Source organism: Leptolyngbya sp. 'hensonii' (assembly GCF_001939115.1).
GTDB lineage: Bacteria > Cyanobacteriota > Cyanobacteriia.
The window spans coordinates 193,573-212,802 of record NZ_MQTZ01000041.1 but is presented as its reverse complement, the minus strand read 5'-3'; the positions used below and the strand labels follow the sequence as shown (position 1 = coordinate 212,802).

The window sequence follows — 19,230 nt, the reverse complement described above, 5'->3', positions numbered from 1 at the left end:
CCTGCCTGATTCAGGTATTTAACAATTGACAGATCGTATTTGCCAGATGTTTAAGGCTGACGGGCTTGGACAAATATTCATTGGCCCCCACTTGAAAACACTTCTCCTGATCGCCGGGCATTACCAGTGCCGTTAACGCAATAATCGGAACTCGAAGCAGTTCTGGTATGGTGCGAATCTGGCGGATCGCTTCCAGCCCATTCATTTCAGGCATTTGAATATCCATGAGAATAATGTCCGGTCGATGGGCTGCAGCTAGAGCAACGGCTTCCCGGCCTGTCCTTGCGATCATCAACTCATATCCCCAATTGGTCAGATAAATAGAGAGGGTCTCTACATTGGCAGCATTATCTTCTGCCAACAGAATCAGAGGTTGGGCAGACCCAGCCCTCATCGAGATCTGCTCAGAATTTTGAGCACCTTGTTCTCTTCCCTGGGGCACATTAGGGGGGGCCGTTGATGTCTGCTTTGCTTGAGCTGCATTCTGATACGGCAAGGTAATGGTAAAACAACTACCCTGACCCACGGTACTCCTAACTTGGACGGTACCATGATGTAATTCAACCAGGTGTTTAACCAGGGCCAGCCCCAGCCCTGTACCACTGTACTGCCGGTTCAGACTGCTGTCGATCTGAACAAAGGAGCGAAATAATTTGGGCATATCTTCTGACGCAATGCCAATGCCCGTATCTTCCACCTCAAAGGCCAGCAAAGAAGCGGGGGCTATTGCGGGGGATAAATGGGATCGGTTGGTCTCGCTGTCCCGATCCATCCCAACCTCCAATTTGACCCGCAGGGTCACTCTGCCGCTATCCGGGGTGAATTTGACCGCATTACTCAACAAATTAATCAGAACCTGACGGATGCGGCGTTCATCCACCATGATCGGGCCGATCTCAGTGGGAATGGAGATATCCAGATGGATACTTTTTTTGAGGGCAATTTGTCGGACAAAGCTCAAGCTGGACTGGCACAGATTTTGCACCGAGGTAGCAGCTATCTGTAATTCCAGCTTGCCAGATTCAATTTTGGCCAAGTCAAGAATATCGTTGATCAAATCCAGCAAATGTCTGCCACTGTTCTCGATCGTGCTGAGGGCCTTCAACTGCCGCTCATTCAGATTCCCCAAAACCCTGTCCTGCAAGCCTTCGGACATGCCCAAAATGGCATTCAAGGGGGTTCGTAACTCATGGCTCATATTGGCGAGGAACTCATCCTTGAGCCGGGTTGCCTGGGCTAAGTCCGCATTGGCCAGAATCAGTTGTTCATTCACCCGCCGGAGTTGGGCTTCAGCCCGTTTGCGATCGCTGATATCGGTCACCATTCTCAGGCCCCCAATATAGTGCCCCTCTTCATCCAGAATCGGAGTGGCTGCCACAATGGCCCAAAGATCAGAGCCATCGGCCCGCTTGAATCTGAAATCATACTGTTCCTTCATTCCCTGGCGATGAACTGCCAGATATCGCTCTGCCAACTGTTGGGCATCCAGGTCCATAAAGTCGAACAGATTCCGCCCCAACATTTGTTCGGGTAGGAGGCCGAGCATTTGGGCCATTTTTTCATTCACAAAAGTTGTGTAATCATGGGCATCCACAACCCAGATTCCTTCTCCGGCAGTTTCTACGATCCGGCGATAGCGGGCTTCACTTTCTTGGATCACTGTTTCAGCCTGCTTGCGATCGCTGATATCCTCGTAAGCTCCCAGAACTCCGATCACCTCACCTCTGGGATTATGGAGGGGGATTTTACTGGTGCGTAACCAGCGGTAAGAGCCATCTTCAAGCTGTTGCCCCTCTTCAAAGTGGAGTTTAGCCTGATTCAATTCCATCACCAATTGATCATCGACCTGGTAATCTGCCGCAGAGGCTTTCCAGGCCAGTTCAAAATCAGTTTTGCCTATAATCTGTTCTGGTGAGGTTAACCCTGCATCCAGAGCGCAGATCTGGTTACAGCCCAGATATTGGGACTGACGGTTTTTCCAGAAAATACGTTGCGGAATCGTATCCAGCACCAGCCGCAACATCCGCTGCGACTCTTCTAAGGCGGCTTCTGCCAGCTTACGATCGGTAATATCCCGTAAGATAGCAGCGAAAGCCACAACCTCTCCGGTCTGGGCCTGTTTGATTGCAAAAGCACTGCATTGGCTGGGAATAGCCTGCCCAGTTCGAAAATGGCGGAGCTGAATTTCTTCCTGACAGACTTCTCCCTGGCTCAACAATTGCATTTTGTGCTGAATTGCGGCCCAATTTTCCGGGAAATGAAAGTCCAAAAGCATCAGGGAACTCAGGGCAGTGGTGTTATCCAATCCCACCAGTTGCCGTCCCGCCGGATTCAGGTAGGTCAACTGGCCATCCAGCGTGATAATGGCTATGAAATCTGAGCTATTCTCCACCAGAGCCACCAGCTTCTGCCGTTCAGCCATTTCTTGCTGCAGGTGAAGATTGGCCCGTTGCAGTTCAACCGTGCGCTCCTCTACCCTACTTTCCAGTTCCTGGTTCAACTGATGTAAGGCATCCAGGGCAGCCTGCCGCTCCAACTCGGCACTGGCCCGGGCTGCGAACACGAGTAACATGCCGATCGCCTTTTGCGGCTGTGTCAGAGGCTGATCATCGAAAATGCAGAGACTACCCATGATCTCGCCCTGGTTATTTGTGAGGGCAATCCCTAGGCAGGATTCGGCATTCAGACGAGTCAGAAATGGATAGTCTGGGAAGCGTTGCTGGACCTCGCTAGGGCAGCAATACAGTCCCTCTCGGATCACAACATCACAGGGGGAATTTTCCAGAGAGCCAGATAAATCCGGCTGCAACTGACCATCCAGCCACACACTATAGGCTTGCTCCTCCGCTGTCTGACGCTTTGCGATCACCACATGGCGGATGCCCAGGGACTTTTGCAGGTACTCCGTCATCACAGGCAAGAAGTTTTCTCCCGTTACTGCTGCAGCTCCTTCAACCAGGCTCTGGAGTGTTTCTTCAGCTTGTTTCCGTTGATGAATATCCTGCACGATCGCCATCAGGTATTTGGGTTCGCCATGGGCTCCTCGGATCAGGGAAACGGTGAGATCGACCCAAAGGTAAGAGCCATCTTGGCGCAGCAACCTCTTTTCCATGGAAAAAAAGGGAATTTCCCCTGCAATCAGTTGTCGTGAGGCGATCAGGTCTGCTTCAACATCGTCGGGATGGGTCAGTTCAATGAACGTTTTAGTTAAAAGTTCATCATCGGTATAACCCAATAGCTCACAGTATTTCTGATTGACAGCCAGGAATTGCCCATCCAGACTGGCGTAGTCAATTCCCACGGCAGCCTGGGAAAAAATACCCCGAAATTCTGCTTCCCGCTCTGCCAGGGCAATTTCGGTGGTTTTGCGAGCCGTAATGTCCCGTACAATCACCAGCACTTCATCTTCACCACAGGGGGTGATTCGAACTTCTTCGTAGCATATTGCCCCTGCGACCACAGCCTGTTGCTCATAGGTCTGAACCTGACGGGTGGCGAGAGCCTCCTGGGCATAATGCATTTGCAGAGCCAACAAATCCGGGGGCAGAATCTGGTTGATTGGGGTTCCGGGCAGGATCTGCTCGTGCTCCACCAGGCAAAGACCATTCTCTAGTCGATCGTGGTTCCAACTCTCCAGGTAAGTGCCATCCCGACGCATACGAATCAGGAAATCAGGTATGGCTTGAATCAACGCCCAATTTGTCTCTTCGCTGTGTAATAAAGCTTCTGTCGTTTGCTTGCGATTGTAAATTTCCTCTTGCAATTGTTTATTTGCCTGGCGCAAATCCGCCTCAATTGCTCTCCGATCCTGGATTTCCTGTTGTAATTGTTGATTTTGTTGCTTTAGTTGCTGAGTGAGATGCCTGAATTGTAAGTGGATGCGCACCCTGGCCAATACCTCTTCTGCCTGGAAGGGCTGGGTAATATAATCGACTGCTCCCAAATTGAACCCGATCACCCGATTGATATCTTCCAGAACTGCTGTCATGAAAATTACTGGAATATCCTGAGTCACAGGATTGGCTTTTAACCCACGGCAGGTGGCAAACCCATCCAACCCTGGCATGCCAATGTCCAGAAAGATTAAATCAGGCGGGCTATACTCAGCCTGAGCAATAGCACTTTCCCCATCTGTGGCAACGGCAACTTTGAAGCCAGCTTCCCCTAGTATTCCGGCCAAAACTTGTAAGTTAAAGGGTGTATCGTCTACAAGCAAGATAGTGCTGGATGTCAGGTCGTCAAACACCGTACCTCTGCCTCCTGCTTTACCCCTATGGAGCCTGAACTCTGAATAACCTCAATTTTAGAAACCTGATTAGAGCTCATCGCTCATTATGCCCGCTGAAGGATCCGTAGGCTCATGAAGCCTTGATAAGAATCACGAATCAAGTGATGAGGTCATGGCTCTGACAATTTCAACTATGAATATTTTAGAGACTTGTGCAAGGGGAATGCCTGATTAACTGACAAATCTTTTAGCTTAAATTGAGTGAAACGTAGTGAAGTCTGACACCTGTCAGGTGTTTGTTAGGTTCTGCAAGTGCTTCACCCAACCTGCGGATTTTGAGCGTTTTATCAGCCCGATCGACCAACTTAATAAAAACTGTGATGACAAAATTTCAGAGACTACTTTTCTGGGAAGCAAGTCTGAGCTAATCTCAGGTCTTGACCCCCTCTTTGCAGAGATCTCATGAAGTTCCCTTTCCTTATTAAACCTCTTCTGGCCAAATATGGAGCTCTTGCTATTGCTGCCTTATTGTTTGTCGTCTTACTGGCAACCTTTTTCCCCCGATCACCCAAAACGACCAGTGGCCCACCCATCCCTCTGGCTGTTGCGGCATCCTTGAGCGGGGAAGGGGCCAGTGGCGGTGAAGAAATTGTCCAGAGTGTGAAACTTTATGTCGATGCGGTGAACCGGGATGGCGGTATCAAAGGACATCCAATCAAACTGTTGACCTTTGATGACAAAGGGACTGTCGATGGGGCAAAGCAGGTGGCCCAGGACATTGTCAAAAGTCCAACGCTGGTCTTGTTGGGCCATCGTTCTTCCGATGCCTCGATCGAAGCGGGTAGTCTTTACCAGGAAAACCAGCTCGCTGCAATTACAGGCACGGCAAACAATGAAAAAGTAACCGCCGATCGGCCTTACTATTTTCGGATGATCTATACCAACTCGAAGTTGGCCAATGTTTTATCTATCTATGCCCAGCAGGTGCTGCAACAGAAACAGGCCAGCATTATCTATGACCAAGCCAGCAGTAATGAACAGCGCCAATCGGAGCGGCTGAAAACAGCTCTGGGTAGCAAGGGAACGGTCAAGCATCTCTGGGCATTGGATTCAGAACCAACCCGGCGTAAACAGTCGATTCAAAAGATTGTCAAGGAACTGGCTGCAGATCCCGAATCAGGTATCCTTTTCCTGACCCTGACGAAGGAAGATCTGGCTGAGGAGTTGCTGGTCGCGATCAAACGACAGGGCCTTAACCCACCGCTGATGGGCGAGCAGGCCCTCTCCAGGGAATCTTTTGCCAGACGGTTTGAGAAATATGCTGAGGAGAAAAAGACTCCTGGCTTTTTTACAGAAGGAATGTATGTTCCTTCTCCCATCTTGTTTGATAGTGCCGGTGTTGATGCCCAGGAATTTCTCAGCAATTATCAGAGAGCCTACGGCAAATCCCCGTCCTATTTGGGAGCCAAGTTTTATGAAGCCACGATCGCAGCGGTTGATGCCTTACGTAAAGCCGATCTGAAAGGAACTGCCTCGGATCTGCAGCGCGATCGAGAACAGGTGCAGCAGGCTCTGACTGCCCTCAATAGCCCTAAAGTGGCGTTGCCCGGCCTCACAGGTCCCCTGTATTTCAATGACAACCGCAGTAGCGACCAACCGGTCCGGGTAGCCCAATTCCACGGCTATCAGCTCATCTCGGCTCCCCAACAGTTCACAACGGTGAACAATCCGGAAAAGCTCGACCTACCCCGTGAGGTGAAAGCAGGTCATATTGTCCAGGTGGGGGATCAGTCCTTCTGGCGGCAACGGGTCGTTTACACTGGCATTGATTTGAACAAGTTGGGTCGGATTGAACAAAATAAATCGAGTTTTTCGGCAGATTTCTATGTTTGGTTCCGGTACAAGGGAGATGATGTTCCCTCAGAGATTGAATTTCCGGATGCAGTCAGTAATAGTGTGAATCCTACGGCTCCTATTTTTGATGCCAAAACCCCGCTGAAGGCTAAGGTGATCAATGGTCTGAATTATCGTCTCTACCGGGTTCGGGGTGACTTTAAGAATAGCTTCGATTTTCGGGACTATCCCTTTGATATTCAGCGACTGGCGATTCGGTTTGACAATCCCCATCTCTCGAACGATCGACTGATTTATGTCATTGATGTTCAGGGGTTAAAGTTGCCTAAGCCAGAAACAGTTCAGCGTAAACCCTTTCAGGGTCTGCAACTCTGGAAGTTTAAGGATATGGCTTACGTTCAAGACACCACTCGCAGTACCTCGACTCAGGGCGATCCGGATTTATTCCAGGCAAATCAACAAATTGACTATCCTGGATTCAGCGTTCGCATGACCTTGCAGCGGAAAACCCTAGTGTTCTTGAGCAAGAATTTGCTGCCTCTGTTGCTGTTAACCCTGATCAGCTACTGCGTTCTGTATTTCCCCTACAGTATGTTTGTACCCCGAATTATGGCCCCGGCCTCTACCCTGCTATCTGGTATCGTGTTACTTCTGGCGTTCAATAATCAACTGCCTGAAATTAGCTACAGCGTAGCGCTGGAGTATGTTTTCTATACCTATTTCCTCCTGTGCCTGATTCCGGTCGTGGTCACGGTCATTGGGGTTGGCCTCGAAAAAGACGGCAAAAAAGCAGCCCTGTGGACTTTGGATGTCTCTGCCCGCATTCTATTTCCCCTGATTGTGATGTCATTAATTGCCATCTACAGCCTCAATTACAGCGATCGGCTGGTTGGATGAAGGGGTTATCCTGATCCTTATGAGTACATCCACAATTCGGCCTGCTTTGATTACCCATGTCCTGTCCGGCTCGATCGCCGAAGAAATTGGGTTTGAACCGGGCGATCGGCTGGTATCGATTAATGGTCAACATCCTCGCGACCTGATTGATTACCAGTTTCTCTGTGCCGATGAGGTATTGGAACTGGAAGTGCTGGATGCAAAGGGCAAAACCCATCGGGTAGAAATCGAGAAGGAGTATGACGATGATCTGGGTCTGGAGTTTGAGTCGGCTCTGTTTGATGGCCTGATTCAGTGTAATAATCGCTGTCCTTTCTGCTTCATTGACCAGCAACCCCCTGGAAAACGCCAGACCCTCTACCTGAAGGATGATGACTACCGGTTGAGTTTCCTTTACGGCAGTTACCTGACCCTGACTAATCTATCCCAACGGGAGTGGGAGCGGATCGCTGCCATGCGCCTATCCCCCCTCTATGTGTCGGTCCATGCCACAGAACCGGTGGTGCGGAGTCGCCTCCTGAAGAATGACCGTGCCGGACAGGTGCTGGAGCAATTACGCTGGTTCCAGCAGCATCGTCTGCAGATTCATGCCCAGGTGGTGGTCTGTCCGGGGATCAACGATGGGGCACATCTGGATCGCACCCTGCTGGACCTGGCCCAATTTCATCAGGGGGAGGTGCCAGCGGTGGCCTCTGTGGCCGTGGTGCCTGTGGGACTGACCCGCTTTCGTCCGGCTGCGGATGAGCTGGTGCCGGTGACACCCACCAAAGCCCAGGAGGTGATTGACCAGGTTCAGCCTTTACAGGCGCAGTTTCATCGTCAGACGGGTTCGACTTTTGCCTGGTTGGCCGATGAGTGGTTTTTGATTGCGGGTCGGGATCTGCCCCCAGAGGAGCATTATGAGACCTATCCTCAGATCGGCAATGGTGTGGGGTCGATTCGACTGTTCTTGAAGGAATTTGCCGTTGCTGCCCAACAACTGCCCGATCGGGTGAGGACTCCCCGAACGCTGACCTGGGTTGTGGGCAATGCAGTAGAACAAGCTTTTGCCCCGATCGTCCAGCAATTGAACCAGGTGGAGGGGTTAACCGTTCATCTGGCGGCACTCCGGAGCGATTACTGGGGCCAGGAGATCAGTGTCACGGGCTTGCTCACGGGGCACGATTTACTCCAGGGCCTGCAAAACCGATCTCTGGGTGATGCGGTCCTTCTGCCTACGGTAATGTTGAAGCAGGGTGAGACCCGCTTCCTGGATGACAGAACTGTGGAAGAACTGATCCAGCAGTTACAGACCCCATTTCTCCCGGTTGCGGGTATAGAAGCCCTCTTGACTGCCTGTACGGGCAAGTTACCATAGCTCCTTTGGGTGAGGTTTATTCCTTTAGAAGCAGCTTATATTTGGTAAGGTTGAATTCGTTTGGACACTCCATTTAGTTCAGACGTGCATTGTTAAGGTAGTGAGGTTTATGAGAAGCTTTCGTTCTCGTGTGGTGATGGGGTTGGGTGCGGCCTTGATTCTGAGCAGTCCTGCCCTGGCTCAGGATGTACGATCGACCGCCACCCCTGTACCAGAAGTGTTAAATCCCAATGCCAATCCGCTGCAGTTTCCAACCCGATCGGAGGAAGTGCAGATTAAAGTTAACGAACCCATCACCCTACAACAGGCTTTTGAACTGGCCCGACGGCATAACCGGGCTTTGCAGGTGACTGAGTTGCAGTTGCGGGCCAGCCAGTCTGCACTCCAGGCCGCTCGAGCCTCCGAAAATCCCACGGTCACATTCCAAAGTAATCTCAGCTATTCGGATTCGGCTCAGGGGGAATTTTCAGTTCGGCAGCAGCAGAATTCTACCCTGACATCCCTCGCCAACTCCCAGAATAACCAGAACACCATCAGTGCTCCACTCACAGGTACGCTTGAGGTCAGCTATCCACTCTATACTTCGGGCAGAACAACCGCGAATATCCAGGCTGCCGAACGCCAGGTCCGCTACAACGAATTACAGTATGAACTGCAGGCTGAGCAGCTCCGTCTGGATGTATCTACTGATTACTATGCGCTGCAACAGGCCGATGAACAGGTGCGGATTTCGCGCGCTTCGGTTCGAAATGCGGCGATCAGCTTACGGGATGCGGAGGCTCGCGAAAGAGCAGGTGTCGGTACGCGGTTTGATGTCTTACAATCCCAGGTCCAACTGGCTAACGCCCAACAAACTCTGACGAGTGCGCTCAGTCAGCAGCAAATTGCTCGACGACAACTGGCTCAGCGATTGAGCTTATCTCAGTCAGCCAATATTACTGCAGCCGATGCGATAGAAGTTGTTGGCCTCTGGGATTTATCCCTGGAAAATAGTATCGTGCTGGCTTTCAAGAATCGGGCAGAGTTAGAGCAACAACTGGTACAGCGGGAGATTAACGAACGCCAGCGGGCAGCGATTCTGGCTGCTCTGGGGCCACAGTTAAATGTTTTCGCAAACTATAATGTCTACACCGACTTTGATGCCAGGCCCAATCCTGGTTTGGCGGATGGATACTCGGTGGGTGCACGGCTGAGCTGGAGCCTGTATGATGGGGGCGTAGCCCAGGCCCAAGCCGATCAGCAAACCCGTAATATGGAGATTGCCGAGGTGCGGTTTGCTGACACCCGTAACCAAGTCCGGTTCCAGGTAGAGCAGGCTTACTATCAGTTGCAGTCCAACTTTGCCAATATCCAGACGGCAGCATTAGCGCTGGAGCAGGCTACAGAAGCCCTGCGGTTAGCCCGATTGCGATTCCAGGCGGGTGTCGGCACCCAAACTGATGTGATTAACGCAGAAACTGCCCTGACACAGGCTGAATCCAACCGTCTGCAGGCCATTATTAGCTATAACCGGGCGCTGGCTTCCCTCCAGCGGGCCATCAGCAACTTCTCAACTCCCCTGGGTTCTACCTGATGTTACGGAGTTAATTGCAGGGCTGGTTGGACCAATCGGAGTGGCCACGATCGGCCAAGCATTTGACCTGGCTACCAGCCCAGTTAATCTGCCATCGCCCCCGAACGAGCTGCAATTCGATCCGAAGTTTTGTGGCCCGAACAGAGTCATCCGACAGCCCATCCACAATCATAGTGGCTACGGCCTTGCCCCCTTCCAGATAAAGGACCTCTAGGGACTCTGAACGGAGTCCTTCTGGACGAGCCGATTCCCGTGCGCCAAAAGTTTTGATGATGGCCAGTTTGGGATCTCGATCGGTCAACTGACCTGCTGGAATCCCGGTTAGTGAAATGGGATTGAAACCAGTGCGTGGATTGGCAGTTTTTGGTGTCAGGGGGGAAACGGGAGCTTGGGCGCTCCCAGGGATCATCTGGTGTACAGTGGCGGGAACGATCGTGCCCAGGGCCAGAATCAAGGCCCAAGGTTTTCGGGAATGGTCAGCCATGGTTTAACCTCAGTCCAATATTGATAGAAAACCCGGTTTCTCAACCGTCCTGCCCATCAAATTTGGAGCTTTGGCCGTAAGAAACCGGAGTTTAGTGGGGGAGTAGCCGATTATCTGTCTATGTCTGATAATTCACGATGCGGGCAAAGCTTTCCGGTTGCAGACTGGCCCCACCCACCAGGGCTCCATCAATTTCTGACTGGGCCATGATCTCATCGATATTATCGGGCTTGACAGACCCTCCATACTGGATGGGTACATTTGGATTGGTTAGCTGCTGGCGAATCAGCCCAATCACCCGGTTGGCTTCTCTGGTTTCGCAGGTGTCTCCTGTCCCGATCGCCCAGATCGGTTCATAGGCAATCACTAAATTCTGTTGGTCTACCTCAACTAGGTCTTGCTTCAGTTGGTTAAAAATAATCGCTTCCGTTTCACCGGCATCTCGCTGTTGCTTGGTTTCACCGACACAGAGAATGGGGATGAGACCATGGGCCTGAGCTGCTTTCAGCCGTAAATTAACGGTTTGATCCGTTTCCCCAAAGTATTGTCGCCGTTCACTGTGGCCAATGATGACATATCGGGCTCCAATTTCTGTCAGCATGGAGGCAGAAATTTCACCAGTGTAGGCCCCAACTTCCTGCCAGTGAACATTCTGGGCACCCAGACGAATCCGCCCCCCATGTAGATTCCTGGATAGAGTCGCCAGATCTGTAAATGGAACACAGAGAACAACTTCCCGGTCTTCAGGCGTTTCCTCTAAAAGGGGCATGAAACCCTGCAGAAACTCTAGGGCTTCTGCCTGAGTTTTGTACATTTTCCAGTTACCGGCAATGACAATTTTTCGCACAGATGATCCAGTTGTAATAACGACGCTAAAAATGTTTAACCTCCAGTCTACGACTTCAGGGGGCCATTTTTAATTCCCTTTTCTGGGTGGAAACCGTCGATCGATGTCCTCGTAACGATTCTGGATATCCTGACGGGTGTAATTGACCTGAGCACTCCGATGAATCAAGGTCGCTTTCAGGGTATCCCAGGCCGATTGACTGGTAGCCATTGCCTCCAGGTCAGCCTTGGGAACTTTGACTGTCACCTGCATGGGTAGGGAAGCCTCCTGGTTATTCTCAAAAGCTGGGCTGATTAGGATGCAGCGCCCACTTCGCAGCTTCAGGAACTGGCTGGGCTCAAATAGCTTGCGGGTTTTCTCCTGCTCAGAAATGGTGTAACTGGCTTTGCCGCTGCCCAGATTACGGGACTTCTGGTGATAGCGAATCTCTTCGTCTCCCAAATAGGTCGAAAACATCTGGGCCGAATCCGGCTCCTGGGGATTAAAGATGGCCTTCGTGGCACATCCGCCCAGTACAGCTCGGGCCAGTTCTTTGCCGTAAGCTTTTTCCAATTGCACAATGTTTTGAAAGCCCAGAATGCAGGCCAGTCCATCCTCCCGGTTTTCATTCAGCCACTGGTGCAGGTTCGGTAGGTACAGGGTCGGCAGCTCATCCAGAGCCACCACCAGCGGATCGGTCCGGCGCTTGACGACGTTGCGGGTGACGATCAGGTGCAGCACGGTTGCCAGGAGGGGACCCAGTACATCCCGCCGCTCCCGGTCCATGCCCAGGATCAGCAGTTGTTTTCCCTGTAGGTCCAGGGGAATCGTGGATGGGCCGCAAAATGCGTCCACAATGCCCGGTTTAACCATGCGGTTGATCACCTTGAAGGCCGTGCCGGTGATGCCGGACAGGGTTTTCTCTGATTTGGCTACGGAGAAGAGCTGACCAAAACTGGCCCGTACCCAGGGATTGAGGTTTGCTTGGAGGAGACGATCGGTCAGCCCATCCAGACTCAAGAATCCCTGCATCGTGATCATGTCGGCGTATTTCATCCCTTTGGTCAGCATCAGCAGGGCTTCAATCAATTGATCCCCGGCATCGGAAAAAAAGGAATCCTCTGATGCCTGGGCGGAAAGCTGAAAATTTTTGTTCAAGACAGTTGCGATCTGGCGGGCCATCAGGGCATCATTGTCGTCCCGCAGAAAATCCAGGGGGTTGCAGACCTCTGACTCTGGAAAACCGGGAGCAAAAACTCGCACCTCGTACCCGGCCTGGGTAGCGTAGCCTGCGAGGCGCTCTGATTGGGTCGGATACTTGAAGTCATAGAGGATGAGGGGGAAGCCCTGATCTACGACTGATCGAACGCAGGGGTCAATCACTGAAAAGGTCTTACCGGAACCGGGGCCGCCACAGACCGCAATGCCCCGTTGGGCATCGGGGAGGTAGAAGGTCTGGGTATCCCGGATGATTTTGGCGGTGATCTGGCCCGATCGCAGTTCTGTCTTCACTTTGGGCTTGCCAATGTAAAAGGTGACGGCATTGCGTTTGCGGTCGCGCATCTGGCGGTGGGCTTTTTGGCGGGCGATCGCTTTTTCTCTGGATCCGGCAAACTGGGAGGTGGCCAGTCGGTTTTTCCGGTGGGAGGGTTGTCCCAAGCTGGAGAGTAGCCCGACTCCGATCAGGCAGGTCAGCAGGGTAAGGCCACTGGGAGAGAGCAGGATCTGCGGCAGGGGGCCTGGGTTGGTGGGAGGAGAGAGGGAGAGGGTTAATGCCTGCATAGGGTAGTCATTGGGAAAGAGGCGTTGCATGGGGATAGAAGAGGCGTTGCAGGCAACACCTGTACGTTATTTGGGGTTTTCCTGGATGCTCAGATAGTCGGTTGCGGTGATGATGTGCAGCCGATCGGGAATGGAGATGCCCAGTTGCTGCAAGGCCCAGCCCTGTTCAGGGGCCAGATATCCCCGTTTTCCGGCTGGTAGTTGGGTGGCTGTGCGATCGAGGCGCTGTTGAAAGGCCGATCGTCCCCCCAGTTGGTGCATTGTGCGCCGGTAGATCTGGAGCCAGAGTTGTTGGGCCAGTTCCTGGGACACAAAAGCGTTCAGAAATGTCACCGGTAAGCGTTGATTGGCGGGTCGCAGGACATAACATCGGCCTCGATTCAGGGCAATCAGAACCAGATCATAGGTGTGGGACCGATCGCCCCCGATCGCGTAGTAGGTGGTGTCACCGGATGGCAGGACGGCCTTGAGTTCCTGATGCTCCAGTGCTGGTAGGCAGGACAGGATGGCTGTTGGGATGGGCGGGACTGGGTGACTGGCGGGGATGGTTGATAAGGGTCGATCGGTCCTGCCCAGGATCAGCAGGCTGGTGATCGTGGCTACCATAATCAGGCATCCTGCAAATCCCAGAAGATTTCGGTTCATGGCTGCACGAAGCCAAAGGTGGGGTCGATCGATCCGGCAGTATGATTGGCTTCTGGTAAGGGGACAGTCCGACCTGGATCGGGGCCGGAGGGAGTCTGGGGTGAGATGGATGGGGAGATGAACTGGGTCGGTGTACTGGATTCGGCGGCAATCGGTCCGGGTTGCTGGACTCCCAGAAAAATCAGGTCAGACTCCCGATAGGGGAGAAAGGGCAAGGGACCAATGCTATAGGGGGTGCAGCCTAAATCTATCCAGCCTCGACTGCACAGCCGGAAGAAAAGCTGGGTTTCGATCGTGCCTGCAGCTTCATTCACATGGGCCACCACCACCTTAAACGCCGGACCATAGGGCAGCCTGCCCGTAGGCTCTTTACCTCCAAAGGCTTGTCCCAACACCCCTTCTCCCCCTGGAACCTGTTGCTGATCGCCCGCAAACCACTGCCAGCCCTCAGCCGTCTCAAAGTGGGAGCAGAACTGGTTGCAGGGAACCCTGAATCCGGCCCGATCGCTGCCACTAATGGGCTGGGTATTGGTACGCTGACCTTCGGCGGTATGGAGAGGCAAATCCATGCGGGCCACGATCGCACCTGGTTGAATCTGCAACGGTATGGGGAACTGGCTGGAGGGAACCAGGTCTAACCCTGGCACTCCGGAAATGCGGCTGTGACCAGCCTGGAAGAAATTGCCCACAGGGGTCTGGGCCAATCCTGGAATGGAGTCTAGAGCATAGTGCTCCAGTTTAAGCCGATCGCCCAGAGTCTGCTGAGCTAGCTGGGGAGCCTGTCGCACTAAATTCCCGATCGTGCTTCCCCAATAAGCCGAACCGGCGAGGTCGGCGATCGGGGGCACCTGACTCACCTGTAGATCCTGCAGACCTGGAATCGCTGCCACCAGGGTAGTCACCGATTGCCAGGACATCAGTTCAAAACTCTGGAGGGATAGCTTGGACAACTCCAGTCCCATCAATTGACCGATCGCCTGCAGGTTAAAGCGCTCCAGGGCAAAGACATCCCGAAAGGTGCCAAGCTTGAGGATATCTGCCGGACGATCACCTGCATTCCAGGTTATGGATGGGTCATAGCCCAGGGCAGCGATCGCGGATCCAGGAGCCTGCAGACTTCCACGAGTGGCGAAGGGGGGCAGGCTAGCGAAGGTGAATTGGGTTGGGTCAAGAACCGGAGCTCCCCGGTAGGTGGTTAGGGGAATCGAGAGGGGCGCAGGCTGGGCGATCGCGGGACTGTCTGTCTTTCCCGTTAACAGGCCTGACCCGAGGGCGATCAGTAAAGACAGGAGCGCCACCAGACTGTAGATGAAACGGCGTGGAACCCGCATCACTCCACTCCCACCTGATGCGGTGCAGGGGAATAGTCATGCTGCATAGGGACAAGACTGGAGTCTATCTGACCCAATTCGACCAGTTTATGCACTAGGGGCAAACTCACCCCCACCTGTCGGGCAGCTTGTTCTAGAGAAATCCCCTGCTGGACTGCCGTTTTGAACTGCTGCACTTTCTGCCACAGGGGTTGGCGGCGGGTAATTTGGCCTTTACGTTCAGCAATCTGCAATCCTGTCTGCAAGTCAGTCAGCATTTTGGTTTTCTGGGCTGCCGTTGTCATAGACTCCTGTGCCCGATCAGGCATGATTTCGACTGTGACATAGTCGGGTGTGCCACTACTCAGAACAACCCGAAACTGGTAGAGGTGCCGCTGGTTATCGGAGGTGTGGGTGATGACCTTCAGGGTAGTGCTGTTGTTATCGGTAATCAGGGCAGGAAATGAGATGGGTGTAATTCGTCGCAGGTTGATCACCGTGGCCCCGGTTTGGCAGTCTGCCTGGCCCCGGCAAGCAATCTGATCGAAGTCCATCCCGATCGCGGAAGGATTATCCAGCCAGACCTTCTGGATCACCTCTCCAGTGGGGATGAAACTTAGGCTCAAGCCATAGCCTGACCATAGCTTGAGTTCCTGTAGGGGGGCTTGATGTTGACCCTGAGCATAGCTGGCCGGAATTTGACGACTGGCGGATTGGGCCCAGGCAGTCCCGTGAAACAGCACGATCGCGCCAGCGGCCATGGCTAGAGAGGTAAGGAATTTCATGAGTTCTTAGAGTTGTAAGGTTTGATTGACGAACACTTCTACGGGAGTTCCTGGCTCCAGTAGCCAGAGGGCCGATCGGCTCATGGCGGACTGGAGAGCCTGCTGGTTCCGGGTTTCCAGTTGCTGGGTCAGGCCCCCAAACCCACCCTGCATCAAAGCCGCCATCACATCGGGGGATGAATTTTGTACGGTAGTGGTGGTGCTGCCCAGGCCTGTAATCAGGGTGGTGGATTGGGGCCGGTTGATCAGTTCTCCCACCTTGCTCAGCCCACCAAATAAGACCAATGCCGTATCGAGTCCGGCAATTTCGGCCCCAGGGTCGTTCAAGCGGCGGGCCATCAGCGGATAACCCTGTTGGCCCCGAATAGTAATGGCATGGGCGGGTAGGTGGTATTCCACCCCCTCCGTGACGATCGAGATCGCCGTCATGGTCACCAGCCCGGACTGCCCCACAGAAAGGACTTCAGCGATCACGTCGGTGCCTGCAGGTAGAGCCACCTGTCCGCTGGGGTTGAGCAAGGGAGCTTCCAGGCGCACGATCAGCCGTAGGGGGGCAGCCTGAGCCGAATTCTGGGGGATTGCCTCTTCCTCCCGCTGAATCGGGGTCAGCAATCGGCCTGCAACACGGGTTCCGATCGCCAGGAAGCGAACTGGTCGTCCGTTCAGGATGGCTGCTTCCTCAACCGGATTGATGGTGTTGCTCTGGTCCGGAATCACTGTAGATTGAGTTGCCGTGGAAGGCATCACTACAGTTGGGGGAGTGGGGAAAGGCTGAGTCTCGATCACGGTTGCGGTATGGGGAGCAGTTGGAGGAGCAGCCGTCAGCAGGTTAGGACCGGGGGTGTAACTGCCGATCGTGGAAGCAGTCTGCCACTGCTGCATTGGATCAACGGGTTGTACCCCCACTGAACTGGGAGACTCAATTGGGTTCGGTAAAGTCCTGACCGATGCTGGGGCTGGTAGGGGTGTCACCGGGATAGGCAGGGTTACTGGGGCTGGGGCAATCGGGGCGATCGGCCCTTTAGCAACAGTCCCTGGCCGGGTCGTTTCTGCTTCAGATGGCGACTTGTTGTCCCGTCGGGTTAATTTGGGGTCGGACAGGGCAGCCAGTTGCTTTTCTTGCTTGCTCAAAGCGGATTCTGTGAGGAGAACCGCCTGCTGTTGCTCTGATGCGGCATTTTCCGTGAAGTTGAGAATTTCGCTGGAGTTTGCTGCCACTGAAGACGATTGCACAGAACTGCTTTTCAAGCTCATTGTCGTCATCGAACTGAAGATGAACCCGACCAGAATAAAAGCAGCCAGAGAAACCCCACCAACGAGCCCCACCTTGGCGATTGGGTTGTTTCCCAAAGAAGGGCTCACAGGGTGTTCGCGAGGGTCAGGCAGATCGTTCCCTGCCGAGGCTTTGATCAGGGGTATTTCGGCATTGGCTGTGGATAATTCCTGATCCTCAAAACCGAGGATAGTCGCTGCTCGACGTTCGTTCCAGCCGGGGTCTTGAGCCAGCACCGTCTCAGACCCGTCTGTGGCCTCAGGCTGGGTTAAGGCTTGGGTTTCTGTCATTGGGATATTCATGTTTAGAGATTCTCGCGAGTCAGGTCTCGAATGGCATAGATTTCCAGTCCCGCCTGACGTACCGTATAGATGGCCTGGGCCAGAGTTGTGGTTTCTGGCGGCGGATTGGGGGTATCGATCGCCTGCACAAAAATTTCCTTGTTGAAGGGAATGGCTTTGCCCACGTTGTCTCTGGCGTTAAAGACCAGTAAATTAGCCACCAGTTTGATTTTCCATTTCCCAACGGCCACTTTCTTCGGATAGGAAATTTCCAGCGGCACCAGAGCAACCTGGGTGCTTCCGGTGAAGACGCCCGGTGGGGTCAGTTCGGCCAGCTTTTGGAGAAACTCTGGACGGAAGCGCTCGGAAAGGGCAAAGGTGGCCTGCCAGGTGGCGGTTGCCACGCGCCTTTCCCCCGCTTGAAGGGTATGAATCGGAATCCCTGGATCAAGTTTGGGTGTTCGGGCTTCCTCCCCAGTCTGAGGCGGCAGCTTGCCAGACCAGTTCAACATCAAGGTCAGGGTGGTGGCAACAAAATTGCGCACCGTATCGGGAGTCCGCTCCTGTGCATCTAGTGGAGCCGTTTTGATCGCCCTCCCGTCCGCCAGTTGAACCAGGGTTGGAACGGGTTTGCGGCTCAAGCGAGAGTAGGCTCCATAGAGTAACAGCATGAACAAGCAGATAAGCACATGCAAAGAGAGGGTCCCGATCGCCAGGATCGCCAGATAATTTTTTGTCTCTCTCTGGTGCTGTAATAGGGCAATAGATTTGACCATGGAACTCCAATTATTTAGAGCTGGGATTTGAGTTGGATAGACCTGATACAGCATTGGGGACCAGGTCATTGCCGTAATTTCTCAGCCTCAAGACGGGGCTGGCCGAGATCAGGCTCTCGAAGATGGCCTTGCCGCCCCCCGAAGCCACCCCAAAGGCCACCAGTGGGTTGAGGGCACCGTTGACCAGGTCTTGAAATAGGAAGTTTTGCTCCCCGGCAACGTAGAAAGAAGAGATGGCGATCGCCACCAACAGGTTGTAGCTCAACTTGGCCAATCCCAGGCCCAGAAATGCAGAGAGCCAAGCAAACAGGGGTTTGGTGCCAAAGGGGGTGAGCGAAGCCCCAACAGCCAGGGGACCCAGAATAGCCGTGATCACCATGCAGCTTTCCAGGGTGCGCTGGAACGCTTGGCCCAGGTTGAGCAGGGACGCACTGATTTTTTCCAATGCCCGATCTCTGGGGGAGGGACGGGGGATGGGATCTGCCAGGTTAGGGGTATGGGTCAGGGCTATTCTGGCGGCAGCGATTTTTTGCTGTCCGGCGTTGTAGTAGGTGTGCTCCTGGCCATTGCGGTTGAGACTGTTAAATTCATCAGCGAGCTGATTCAGCTTGATCTCAGATTGCTGCTTACAGCCCTTCAGTTTTTCCATATCGGACACGATCGGATCACACTCATGTCGAATGTCGTCAATGGCTTCCTCCAAGGTCCGATAGTTATACATATCGGCTAGACGGGCTTCGACCTTGAGGGATTGGTCCAAAATCTCCAGCAGACCATTGTTCACCGAGTGGATGGCATAGCGGATTCCGATCGTCGTTTGGGCCAGTAAGTACCCTTGGTGGGCCAGGAGGGCCATGATGACGATCGGCCAGATCAGATCGGTCAGGGGACGCTCCAGATCGTTGTTGATCAGGTTTCTAGCCCACTGCACGATAAAGAGAATCAGGGTGCCAACCGCCAGATATAACCCCAGCGATGTCAAGAGATGGTAGAGACTCCCGGAAGCTGGACCGCCATTCTGGGCAGGCAGGAGCATGGCCCGCCAGACCTGATCGATCGCTTCAGCATTTTTTGCGGCCTGTTGACTGAGTTCATGATTGAAACGGGAGTCTGGAGCAACAGCCAGAAGAGAAAACAGGCCCCGTATGGTGAGAGACAT

13 protein-coding genes are annotated in these 19,230 nt (G+C 53.4%); 3 read left to right on the top strand and 10 right to left on the bottom strand.

The window, feature by feature from the left end:
• Positions 1-10: 10 nt before the first annotated feature.
• The gene (locus BST81_RS12890; RefSeq protein ID WP_075598905.1) at positions 11-4,246 is read right to left on the bottom strand and encodes a PAS domain S-box protein; all 4,236 of its coding nucleotides are present in this window, start codon (positions 4,244-4,246) and stop codon (positions 11-13) included.
• A gap of 444 nt (positions 4,247-4,690) precedes the next feature.
• Here BST81_RS12890 and BST81_RS12880 point away from each other — a divergent pair, with 444 nt between their 5' ends.
• The 3 genes from BST81_RS12880 to BST81_RS12870 all read left to right on the top strand — a co-directional run bounded on the left by BST81_RS12880 (position 4,691) and on the right by BST81_RS12870 (position 9,909).
• A complete protein-coding gene (locus tag BST81_RS12880; RefSeq protein WP_075598903.1) occupies positions 4,691-6,979 on the top strand; it encodes an ABC transporter substrate-binding protein in 2,289 nt (762 codons plus the stop codon).
• 19 nt (positions 6,980-6,998) lie between these two features.
• Positions 6,999-8,336: a TIGR03279 family radical SAM protein gene (locus BST81_RS12875; protein WP_075598902.1), complete on the top strand. Its 1,338-nt coding sequence runs from the start codon at positions 6,999-7,001 to the stop codon at positions 8,334-8,336.
• A 109-nt stretch (positions 8,337-8,445) separates the two neighbouring features.
• Positions 8,446-9,909, top strand: a complete 1,464-nt coding sequence (locus BST81_RS12870; protein ID WP_083636835.1) for a TolC family protein — start codon at positions 8,446-8,448, stop codon at positions 9,907-9,909.
• Positions 9,910-9,919: 10 nt separating this feature from the next.
• On the opposite strand, the gene BST81_RS12865 is transcribed toward BST81_RS12870, so the two are convergent.
• The 9 genes from BST81_RS12865 to BST81_RS12825 form a co-directional block, all read right to left on the bottom strand.
• Entirely contained in the window at positions 9,920-10,393 is a 474-nt protein-coding gene (locus BST81_RS12865) for a hypothetical protein (protein WP_075598900.1), read from the bottom strand.
• Between the two features lie 118 nt (positions 10,394-10,511).
• On the bottom strand, positions 10,512-11,240 hold the full coding sequence (tpiA, locus tag BST81_RS12860) for a triose-phosphate isomerase (RefSeq protein ID WP_075598899.1): 729 nt from the start codon (positions 11,238-11,240) through the stop codon (positions 10,512-10,514).
• A gap of 69 nt (positions 11,241-11,309) precedes the next feature.
• Positions 11,310-13,031, bottom strand: a complete 1,722-nt coding sequence (locus tag BST81_RS12855; protein ID WP_075598898.1) for a type IV secretion system DNA-binding domain-containing protein — start codon at positions 13,029-13,031, stop codon at positions 11,310-11,312.
• Between the two features lie 36 nt (positions 13,032-13,067).
• Entirely contained in the window at positions 13,068-13,646 is a 579-nt protein-coding gene (locus BST81_RS12850; RefSeq protein ID WP_075598897.1) for a hypothetical protein, read from the bottom strand.
• Positions 13,643-14,977, bottom strand: a complete 1,335-nt coding sequence (locus BST81_RS12845; protein ID WP_075598896.1) for a hypothetical protein — start codon at positions 14,975-14,977, stop codon at positions 13,643-13,645. The genes BST81_RS12850 and BST81_RS12845 overlap by 4 nt, the downstream gene beginning before the upstream one ends.
• The gene (locus BST81_RS12840) at positions 14,977-15,741 is read right to left on the bottom strand and encodes a hypothetical protein (RefSeq protein WP_075598895.1); all 765 of its coding nucleotides are present in this window, start codon (positions 15,739-15,741) and stop codon (positions 14,977-14,979) included. Before BST81_RS12840 ends, BST81_RS12845 begins: the two co-directional genes overlap by 1 nt.
• A gap of 6 nt (positions 15,742-15,747) precedes the next feature.
• Positions 15,748-17,304 carry a TrbI/VirB10 family protein gene (locus BST81_RS12835; protein ID WP_075598894.1) on the bottom strand — a complete coding sequence of 519 codons (1,557 nt, stop codon included), beginning with the start codon at positions 17,302-17,304 and terminating at the stop codon, positions 15,748-15,750.
• A gap of 14 nt (positions 17,305-17,318) precedes the next feature.
• Positions 17,319-18,071: a hypothetical protein gene (locus BST81_RS12830; protein WP_083636832.1), complete on the bottom strand. Its 753-nt coding sequence runs from the start codon at positions 18,069-18,071 to the stop codon at positions 17,319-17,321.
• Between the two features lie 10 nt (positions 18,072-18,081).
• Complete coding sequence (locus BST81_RS12825) at positions 18,082-19,230, bottom strand: hypothetical protein (protein ID WP_075598892.1); 1,149 nt, start codon at positions 19,228-19,230, stop codon at positions 18,082-18,084.